At 73.7% G+C, this 9,160-nt stretch carries 11 protein-coding genes; 2 read left to right on the plus strand and 9 right to left on the minus strand.

Annotated elements, in window-relative coordinates; translation table 11 throughout:
• Positions 1-12: 12 nt before the first annotated feature.
• The 5 genes from ACWCXC_RS08280 to ACWCXC_RS08300 all read right to left on the minus strand — a co-directional run bounded on the left by ACWCXC_RS08280 (position 13) and on the right by ACWCXC_RS08300 (position 3,559).
• Positions 13-987 (minus strand): phosphotriesterase family protein, encoded by a 975-nt coding sequence (locus tag ACWCXC_RS08280; RefSeq protein WP_450887434.1) that lies wholly within the window; start codon positions 985-987, stop codon positions 13-15.
• 349 nt (positions 988-1,336) lie between these two features.
• A complete protein-coding gene (locus ACWCXC_RS08285; RefSeq protein ID WP_450887436.1) occupies positions 1,337-1,945 on the minus strand; it encodes a TetR/AcrR family transcriptional regulator in 609 nt (202 codons plus the stop codon).
• 110 nt (positions 1,946-2,055) lie between these two features.
• Positions 2,056-2,736 carry a 3-oxoacid CoA-transferase subunit B gene (locus ACWCXC_RS08290; RefSeq protein ID WP_450887438.1) on the minus strand — a complete coding sequence of 227 codons (681 nt, stop codon included), beginning with the start codon at positions 2,734-2,736 and terminating at the stop codon, positions 2,056-2,058.
• On the minus strand, positions 2,736-3,428 hold the full coding sequence (locus ACWCXC_RS08295) for a 3-oxoacid CoA-transferase subunit A (protein ID WP_450887440.1): 693 nt from the start codon (positions 3,426-3,428) through the stop codon (positions 2,736-2,738). Before ACWCXC_RS08295 ends, ACWCXC_RS08290 begins: the two co-directional genes overlap by 1 nt.
• Positions 3,425-3,559, minus strand: coding sequence for a hypothetical protein (locus tag ACWCXC_RS08300; RefSeq protein ID WP_450887442.1), 135 nt, complete (start codon positions 3,557-3,559; stop codon positions 3,425-3,427). Before ACWCXC_RS08300 ends, ACWCXC_RS08295 begins: the two co-directional genes overlap by 4 nt.
• Positions 3,560-3,742: 183 nt before the next feature.
• Between ACWCXC_RS08300 and ACWCXC_RS08305 the strand changes: the two genes are divergently transcribed.
• Both ACWCXC_RS08305 and ACWCXC_RS08310 read left to right on the plus strand, forming a co-directional pair.
• Positions 3,743-4,519 (plus strand): IclR family transcriptional regulator, encoded by a 777-nt coding sequence (locus ACWCXC_RS08305; RefSeq protein ID WP_450887444.1) that lies wholly within the window; start codon positions 3,743-3,745, stop codon positions 4,517-4,519.
• Between the two features lie 400 nt (positions 4,520-4,919).
• Positions 4,920-6,542 carry an MFS transporter gene (locus ACWCXC_RS08310; RefSeq protein WP_450887446.1) on the plus strand — a complete coding sequence of 541 codons (1,623 nt, stop codon included), beginning with the start codon at positions 4,920-4,922 and terminating at the stop codon, positions 6,540-6,542.
• A gap of 63 nt (positions 6,543-6,605) precedes the next feature.
• Here ACWCXC_RS08310 and ACWCXC_RS08315 read toward each other — a convergent pair whose 3' ends face one another.
• From ACWCXC_RS08315 to ACWCXC_RS08330, 4 genes are read right to left on the minus strand one after another with little or no spacing between them, the layout of a single operon-like run.
• Entirely contained in the window at positions 6,606-6,845 is a 240-nt protein-coding gene (locus ACWCXC_RS08315) for a hypothetical protein (RefSeq protein WP_450887448.1), read from the minus strand.
• Positions 6,842-7,636: an SRPBCC family protein gene (locus ACWCXC_RS08320; protein WP_450887450.1), complete on the minus strand. Its 795-nt coding sequence runs from the start codon at positions 7,634-7,636 to the stop codon at positions 6,842-6,844. Before ACWCXC_RS08320 ends, ACWCXC_RS08315 begins: the two co-directional genes overlap by 4 nt.
• 53 nt (positions 7,637-7,689) lie before the next feature.
• Positions 7,690-8,946, minus strand: a complete 1,257-nt coding sequence (locus tag ACWCXC_RS08325) for a cytochrome P450 (RefSeq protein WP_450887452.1) — start codon at positions 8,944-8,946, stop codon at positions 7,690-7,692.
• The gene (locus tag ACWCXC_RS08330) at positions 8,943-9,158 is read right to left on the minus strand and encodes an MbtH family protein (RefSeq protein ID WP_450887454.1); all 216 of its coding nucleotides are present in this window, start codon (positions 9,156-9,158) and stop codon (positions 8,943-8,945) included. The genes ACWCXC_RS08325 and ACWCXC_RS08330 overlap by 4 nt, the downstream gene beginning before the upstream one ends.
• Between the last annotated feature and the right edge of the window lie 2 nt (positions 9,159-9,160).

Consider the following 9,160-nt stretch of genomic DNA (forward strand, 5'->3'; position numbering starts at 1 on the left):
GGGGAGCCGGGCTCAGCGCACGGACAGCAGGTCGCGCGGGTTGTCCACGAGAATCCGCCGGATGTCCTCCTCGCCGAGACCGTGCGTCCTCAGGAGCGGGAGGAACGCGGTCAGCACCTGGCTGTAGGGAAGGTCGTTGCCGGTGTGGCCCTTGGCGACCCCGGTGGCGCCGGCCGACAGCAGGAGGCGGCCGCCGTGTCCGTCGCGTACGAGGGCGGCGACCAGCGCGGCGCGAGCGGCGTCGTCGATGTGGTCGTCGTCCTCGGTGCCGACGTGGTCGAGCGCGACGTACGCGCCCGCGCGGGCGACCGCCTCGGGGGCGCCGGCGGCGACGGCGTCGCGGCGGTCGAGTCCGGCGACGGCGATCCGGCCGGCCGGCAGCCCCTCGTCCAGGGCGATGGCGAGGTCGTGGAGGGCGTCGCTCCCGAAGCGGACGGAGAGTGCGGCGCCGGTGGCGGAGGCGGTGCGCGCGGCACCGCGCAGCAGGCTCTCGTCGGTCGCGGTGGTGCCCGTGCGGGTCGCGGCGGTGGCGACGAGCCCGGCGGCGGCGCGGCGCTCGACCCGGGGGACGACCATGCCGTCGGTGATCTCGGCGGTGAACAGGGCCGCGAACTTCTCGGCGGGCCAGGGGGTCGGGGGGTTGGTCTGGGGGGTGAGGAAGTAGCCCCCGAGCATCTCCTCGGGGCCCTGGCCGGTGGAGGCGACGAGGTGGACGCCGGTGGTCCGGGACAGGGCCTCGTAGAGCGGGAGGTCCCGGCCGTGGAACATCCCGGTGCTGTCGACGACGGTGCCGCCGCCGTGTTCGCGGAAGTCCGTGAGCTTGGCGGCCAGGGTCTCGAAGATCTCGGCGCGGTCGATCGTGATGTCGAAGGCGTACTCCGCGCCCGGCACCACCGACAGCAGTGCCTCGTGGACCGCGACGACGCCCAGCTCCTCGGCGGCCACCGGTCCCAGGACGGTGTTGACGGTGTTGGTCTTGAGGCTCATGCCTGCCCTCACAAGTACGGGTGGGGTGCGTCGCACCTTGTGGCAGTCACCGTAGCTATTCGCTTTACACGGCGTCAATGAAACAGACACCAGGAAAAAATAATCACCCGACAGTGCATTGAGCTGCTGCGACGTCACGTCGCCACCCGCGCAGGGGGCCGCACGGGCGGCGCAGAGGGCAGGTCGCGGGCGTGCGTCAGAAGCGGTCGGCCGGATTCGGTCGACCGCGATCCACGGTGCGGCTCCTCGCGCTCGGGGCGCTACGGGAGGAGGGATCGGTGACGTGGGCGGCGAGGCGCGGGTGCGGGCCCGGCCGCCGGGGGGCGTCGGGCAGTCGTGAGCGGGACGCTCAGTTCAGCAGGGCGGTCCAGCTCGCGGTGAGTTCGCCGAGCATCTGCTCGCGCGTCAGCTTCCAGTCGGCCCGGTCCCAGTGCTGGGCGACGAAGTCGAGCTGCGCCATGGCCAGGACACCCCGGAAGTGCCGCTGGTGCGGCTCCAGCCGGCCGGCCTCGGTCAGCCCGTCCTCGATGTCGCCGACGGCCTCCTCCAGCCAGCGCTCCACGAGGTCGGTGAGGTCGGGGTCGACCACCGCCGCGTCCCGGCCGATTCGGATGATGGGCCGGATCGCCGGCCAGCTGTCGGCGGTCCGGCGCAGCCAGGCCGCGATCGCCTCCGGGGACCCGTCGGCGACGGTGGCCACCAGCCCGAGCGCGGTCGAGCCGTGCTCGGGCGAACCGACGCGCTGGAGCGTCTCGTTGAGCTGTTCGTCGATGAGCGCCTGCATCAGTTCGCTGCGCGAGGAGAAGTAGGCGTAGAACGTGGCGCGCGTGGTGCCCGCCGCGGTCGCGATGTCGTCGACGGTGGTGGCGGCGTACCCCTTCGTCGTGAAGAGTTCGAGGCCGGATTCCAGCAGCAGCCTGCGGGTCATCCGCTTCTGGGCCTCACGAAGGTTCGCCATGCACGGATCCTAACGCGCCGTCGCCCGCCGGCCGTACGCGCCGACTGCCCGGCACACAGGGCGTCGTCTCTCCTGACGTGGCGCACGGCAGCGGACGGCGGGGCGGCGGCTCACACCAGGTCGACGTCCAGCCGTTCGCGCAGGCCGGCGAGGGTGATGCCGTACGTCTCCAGGACCCTGACCCCGTCCGGGCCGGGCTCGAAGACCCCGTGGTCGGTGTAGACGCGGCTGACGCAGCCGGCCCCGGTCAGCGGGCAGGTGCAGGCGGGGACGAGCTTCGGCGCACCCTCGCGGGTGAAGAGCCGCATCATCACCAGCACCTCGCGCGCGCCCACGGCGAGGTCCATGGCGCCGCCGACGGCCGGAATCGCGTCGGGGTCCCCGGTGTGCCAGTTGGCGAGGTCGCCGCGGGCGGAGACCTCGAAGGCACCGAGGACGCAGACGTCCAGATGGCCGCCGCGCATCATCGCGAAGGAGTCGGCGTGGTGGAAGTAGGCCGCGCCGGGCCGTTCGGTGACCGGGACCTTCCCGGCGTTGGTGAGGTCCGGGTCGACGGCGTCGCCGGTCGCGGCGGGGCCCATGCCGAGCATGCCGTTCTCGGTGTGCAGCACGATGCCCGCCTCCGGCGGGAGGTGTTCGGCGATGCGGGTCGGCTGCCCGATGCCGAGGTTCACGTACGAGCCGGGCGCGATGTCCCGGGCGATGCGCGCGGCGAGTTCGTCGGTGCCCAGGGGCCCCCGGTCCGGGTGCTCGACGGGCAGGGCCCCGGTCGTGGTGGGCGTGGCGGTCATCAGCGGGCTCCCCGCACGGTCAGTCGCCGGGGTTCCGCCCGGACGAGTCGGTCGACGTAGATTCCCGGCGTGACCACGGTCTCGGGATCGATGGCCCCGACGGGCACGATCTCGGCGACCTGGGCGACGACCATGGTGGCGGCGGTGGCCATGACCGGGCCGAAGTTGCGGGCGGTCCTGCGGTACACGAGGTTGCCCAGGGTGTCGGCGCGGTGTGCCTGGATCAGCGCCACATCGCCCTTGATCGGGTACTCCAGGACGTGGACGCGCCCGTCGATCTCCCGGGTCTCCTTGCCCTCCCCCAGCGGGGTGCCGGCACCGACCGGGCAGTAGAAGGCACCGATCCCGGCCCCCTGGGCCCGCATCCGTTCGGCGAGGGTGCCCTGCGGAACGACGTCGAGCTCGACCCGTCCGGCGCGGTAGAGCCCGTCGAAGACATGGGAGTCGCTCTGCCGGGGGAAGGAACAGACGACCTTGCGGACCCGGCCCGCCGCGAGCAGCGCGGCCAGGCCCGCGTCGCCGTTGCCGGCGTTGTTGGAGACCACGGTGAGATCGCGGGCGCCCTGCCGGATCAGGGCGTCGATGAGGTCGAACGGCATGCCGGCCAGACCGAATCCGCCCACCAGGACCGTGGCACCGTCCTCGATGCCCGCGACGGCCTCGTCGGTGCTCTCGGCGAGGGTCGTGATCATGCCGCGACCTCCTGGTGACCGGCCGGCACCCGGGATGCGGCCGGGACGGAGAGGGGCGGGGCGGTGCGCGCGGTGCGCACCCCGGCGCTCGCGCCGGGGCCGCTGTCGGCGGGAGGGGTAGCGGAAACCATGGTGTCGTCCTCGGATCGCGGGGAGAGGGGGCGGGAGAGTCCGGCGCGCCCCGCCGGAGCGGGCCCAGCCTGCGACGGACCGCCTTGCGGAACAGGTAGATTCTGGAGAGCAGAACGCGTCTCCGGGGTGTGCGCGGGCCCGCCCGGCCCGCGGCCGGGGCCCGTCCGGTGCGAGGAGGCCCCGTGGACAAGCCGCTGAAAACGCCCCCGCCGTACCCGATCGCGAGCGTCGACCACGCGCTCAGGGCCGCGACGATGCTCCAGCTGGAGGGGGCGGCGACCGTCTCGCAGATCGCCGAGCGATTGGGCGTGGCCCGCTCCACCGCCCATCGGATCCTGGCGATGCTGGTCTACCGGGATTTCGCGGTGCGCGACGAGAGCCGGGTCTACCGGGCGGGCCCGGTCCTGGAACTGGCGGCGCACTCGCAGTCTCAGGTCTCCCGGCTGCGCGCGGCGGCCCTGCCCCATCTGCACCGGCTGGTGAGCCTGCTGGACGAGACGGCGAACCTGACGATCCGGACCGGGGACACGGCCCGTTTCATCGCCAGCGTGGAGAGCCGGCAGGCGCTGCGGGTGGGCTCGCGCGAGGGCATGGTGTTCGCCGCACACCGCACGACGGCCGGGCTCCTGCTGCTCGCCGCGCTGGACGACGACGAGCTGGCGGAGCTGTACGCGGAGACGCGCTACCGGGACCGCCCGGCGGACCGGCCGGACCTGGCGCGCCTCCGGCCGGAGCTGCGCCGCGTCGCCCGTACCGGCTTCGCCGTGAACCAGGAGCGCTCCGAACGCGGGCTGGTCGCCGTGGGCGTGCCCGTGCACGGCGAGGACGGCACCCCGCAGGCGGGCCTCTCGGTCTCGCTGCCCAGCGTGCGCTACGACGCGCACGATCTTCCGTCGCTCGTCGCGACGCTCGGCGCGGCGGCGCGCGCCATGGAGGCGGATCTGCGCACGGCGCAGTGATCGGCGCGGCGTTACCCCCGGGGCCGCCGCGCACACGTCCGCCGGCCCGGGCGGGGTGGAGTCGAAGGGGCCCGTCGGCATCACCGCGCTCGTCCTCGGCCTTCTCGGCTCCGTCGTGCCGGCGGTCTTCCCGCACGATGGCCTGACGCCGAGGTCATTCACCAGATGCCACGAACATTTCATTGACACAGTGTATGGCGAAGTGTCATTGTCCACGACACCGCGCCGGATCCGAGCCGTGTCTCCACCCCCGACCACGAGCACGACACCGGGCGCGCACGACGAGCGACGCGCGACGCGCGACGCTCCCCTCTCCCCCCTCCCCTCGCTACGGCCGTCGGCCGGAGCCCGTCCCGCCCGGTGGCGGGGCACCCACCCCTTCCCAGCCAGGGAGAAAGCAATGACGCTCAACAACGGGACGACGGTGTCCCACGGCCCAACCGCGGGGGCCGCCCGGAGACCGGGCTACGCGGGAACGCTGGCTGCCACCAGCTGTGCGGTGTTCGTGGCGCAGGTCGCCAACGCGCTGCCGGCCTCGCTCAACGGCCTGTTCCAGGAGGACCTGAACACCCACGGCTCCCAGCTGACCTGGATCACCTCGGCCTTCATGATCGCCGTGGTATGCTTCGAGTTCACGTTCGGCGTGCTCGGCGACCGCTACGGCCGCAAACGGCTGATCGCGGCCGGCGCCGCCCTCGTGGTCGTCGGCAGCTCCGTGGCCGCCCTGGCCCCGACCGTCCAGGTCCTCTGGGTGGGCGCCGCGCTCAACGGCCTCGGCGCCGGAGCGCTGTTCCCCGGCTCGCTCACCATGCTCGTCTCGGTCACCCGTACCGCCCGGGAGCGGGCCCAGGCCGTCGCGCTGTGGACCGGCTTCCTCTCGGCGGGCGCGGCCCTGTCCCCCCTGCTCGGCGGGATGTTCGCGGAGGTCGGCTCCTGGCGCGGCTCCTTCTGGGTCCTCGTCGGCCTCGCCGTCGTGAGCATGGTGCTCACACTCGCCCTGACGGCCGAATCGCGCGCGCCGGAGGGGCGCTCGCTGGACATACCGGGCCAGATCACGTTCGCCATCGGTCTGATCCTGGTGCTGTACGCGGCCGTCGAGGGCCCCGAGTCGGGCTGGACGACCCTGCCCGTCCTGCTGTCCGGAATGATCGGGCTGGTGGTCCTGGCGGGGTTCGTCCTGGTCGAGGTGGGCGCGCAGTCGCCGATCTTCGACCTGAGCCTGTTCCGCAACCGGGCCTTCACGGTCTCGTCCCTGGTCGCCGTGATCGGCATGCTCGCCTTCCTCGGCGCGTGCTTCGCGACCAGCATGTGGCTCGGCCCGGTCCAGCACCAGGACCCGCTGCGCGTCGCGGTCCCGTTCCTGCTGCTCCAGGGACCCGCGTTCGTGCTGATCCCGATCGTCTCGCGGCTGCTGCACCGGGTGGCCCCGACCTGGCTGCTGACGTCGGGCTTCGTCCTGATGTCCGTCGGCTGCTTCCTGTGCGCCGGCCTCGATGTGACGGACCCCGCGCTGACCGCGTTCGTCGTCCCGGACCTGTTGATCGGCATCGGCTTCGCGCTCTGCGTCAGCTCGGTGACCGCGGTGGCCCTGGACAGCGTGGAACCGCCCCTGGCGGGCATGGCGAGCGCGACCACCAACATGCTGCGCGACCTGGGCTTCGCACTCGGCCCCGTGGTCGTCGGCGCGGTCGCCCTGAGCAAGGCCGGTTCGGCGTTCACGTCGAAGCTGAGCGGTGCGGAGCTGCCCGCCGGGCAGCTCGGCGCGGCGCGCGGGATCGCCGCCGAGGGCGGCCCGATCGCGGTGAACAGCCTGCCGCCCGGCGCCCCCGGTTCGGCCGCGCACGACCTCGCGCTCGACGCCCTCGGCAGCGGCTTCGGCACCGCGTTCCTCGTCTGCGGTGCGGCGGCGGCGGTCGCCGCGGTCCTGACGTTCGTCGGGATGATCGGGCTCACGCACCGCACGGCGTGGGAGGGGACGGACGGCGAGCGGCCGGCCGCCGCCCCCTCACCGGCCGCCGTGTGACGGCCCGGCACCGGGTCCGGCGCCACCGGGTGCGCGGTGCCGGCCCGGTGCGGGGCGCCTCGTCTAGCGGCGGCGCCGCTGCGCCGCCGGGTCGCACTTGGCCTTGAGGGCCGCGAAGAAGACCGGCAGCTTGTCCACCATGGACCCGGGGACCGGGGTCGTCTGGACCGTGCCCCGGTTCACGTCCTGGAGGACGAGCGTGAACCCGCCGTTCTCCTCGACGAGTTCGGCGGCGTAGAGCAGCCGGCCGGCCGGGGCGTCCGCGTCGGCGTACGCCCCGGCCTCGTTCAGGGTCTCCGTCACGGCCGCCCTCCGCGTCCCTCCCCGGCCCCGGCCGAGGAGGCCGGGACCCGGGTGTCGTGGAGCCAGGCGGTCCACTCCTCGGTCGCCCGCTCCTCGTCGGCGTCCTCGGCGAACAGGTGGTGGCCCAGCCAGATCGGTACGTTCCAGCTGCTGCCGTTGAAGAAGCGGTACAGGGCGTCCGGACCGCGCAGCCCGAGGAAGTCGGGCCCCGTCCAGTCCACGACCGCCTCGACGGGCCCGCTCCCCGGGCCGGGGGCCAGGAGCGGGAAGCGGTCGCCCACCACGGCACCGTCGGGAACGCCCAGGCGCCGGCGCAGCGCGGCGAAGTCCTCCGGGTCGGCGGTGGGCGCGGGGCACTGGGCGCGGACGTACACGGCGCGGCGGCCGGCGAAGTGCGTGAGGTACTCCGCCAGGGCGTGCTGGTGGAAGTCGACGTACTTCTCGGCGACGTCCGTCTTGGCGTCCCACTGCCACGCCTCGTCGACGACGCCCGTGTGCACCCAGTGGATGCCCATGCGCAGATGGCTCGTGCCGTCGCCGGCCGGTTCCACGCGGTAGGTGAGGGTGTTGGAGAAGCCGCCCTCCTGGGTCGCCTTCACGGCGAGGTGGCGCGGCGGCTCCCAGGCCAGGACGGTGGCGTCGCCCCGGGTGACCCGGCCGCCGACGCGGGGCTCGATCTCCATCGGGTAGAGCCAGCCGAGGTTGCCGGGGCCGGTGGCGACCGCTTCCCAGACCTGGTCGGGCGGGGCGGGCAGCCGCTGTTCCCGGCGGACCTGGAACTCTCGGGCCATGGTCGGTTTCTCCTTCTCGTCGTCCGGCCGCCGGCGCACCGGCGGCCGTGGGGTCAGTAGGACAGCGGGAGGGCGGTGAGCCGCCGTTGCAGCGGGTTGTCCCGCCACTCCAGCTCCGCCCCTTCGGCGAGGCGGAGTCCGGGCAGCCGGCGCACCAGCGTGCCGAGGGCGATCTCGGCCTGGAGCCGGGCGAGCGGGGCGCCGAGGCAGAAGTGCGGGCCGTGGCCGAAGCTCAGGTGGCGGTGGCCGGGCCGGGTCAGGTCGAGCCGGTCGGGGTCCGCGAATGCCTCCGGGTCCCGGTTGGTCGCGCCCAGGACCAGGTAGACGAGTTCGCCCTGGCGCAGGGTCCGTCCGCCGATCTCCAGGTCCTCGGCGACGACCCGGACGATGGACTGGGTCACCGTGTCGTAGCGGATCAGTTCGTCGACGGCGCCGCGGATCAGCCCGGGGTCGGCGCGGAGCCGGGCCAGCTGGTCCGGGTGGCGGAGCAGGGCCAGCATCCCGTTGCTGATCACATGGGTGGTGGTCTCGTCCCCGGCGGTGATCAGGACGAAGCAGGTGGCGAGCAGTTCGGAGTCGGTGAGCCGGTCGTCCTGGGCCTGGGTGGCGACCAGGGCGCTGATCAGGTCGTTCCCGGGGGTCCGACGGCGCCGGCGGACGAGCCCGGCGAGATACTCCTCGTACTCCTTGATCGCCGTCTCGGACTTGTCGATGTCCTCGCTGAGCCGGCCGAAGCGGCGGAACCATCCCTTGACGCGGGGCCGGTCCTCGTCGGGGATGCCGAAGAGCTCGCAGACGACGGACATCGGCAGCGGGGAGGCGACGGCCTCGATCAGCTCCATGGCCGCTCCGGCGGCGCCGGCCCCGACGGCCTCGTCGACGAGTTGGTCCACGATCCGCTGGACTCCGTCGCGCAGGGCCTCGACGCGCCGGGCGGTGAAGGCCCGGTTGGCGAGTCTGCGCAGCCGGGCGTGGTCGGGCGGGTCGGTGTTGCTCATCACCCGGCCGAGCCGGTCGGTGAGCCGGCTGAACGCCTTGAGGTCGCCGCCGAGCGCCTCGTACGCGCGGGTCATCCTGTCCCGGTCGTTGGAGAGCCGCAGATCGCCGAGCGCCCTCTCCACATCGGCGTGCCGGGTGAGGTACCAGATGCCCTGGGCGCTGCGGTGGACGGGGTCCTCGCGGCGCATGCGGGCGTAGACGGGGTACGGGTCGCGGCGTGCCGCGGGGGCGAGCAGGGCCGCGGCGAGATCGCCGGGCCGGCCGGGGCCCGCGGTGGCGCGGGCCCCGGCCGCCGTGTCGGTGGTGGTCACCGCCGGGCTTCCATCGCGTCGGCGAGGCTCCGGGGCCGCATGTCGGTCCAGGACTCCTCGATGTGGGCGAGGCAGGCGGCGTGGGTGTCGGGGCCGTGGACGGCGGTCCAGCCGGCCGGTACGTCCGCGAACTGCGGCCAGAGCGAGTGCTGGTTCTCGTCGTTGACGAGCACGAGGAAGGTGCCGTCCTGGTCGTCGAAGGGGTTGGTCATGG

This window comes from Streptomyces sp. NPDC001515, from assembly GCF_053597115.1.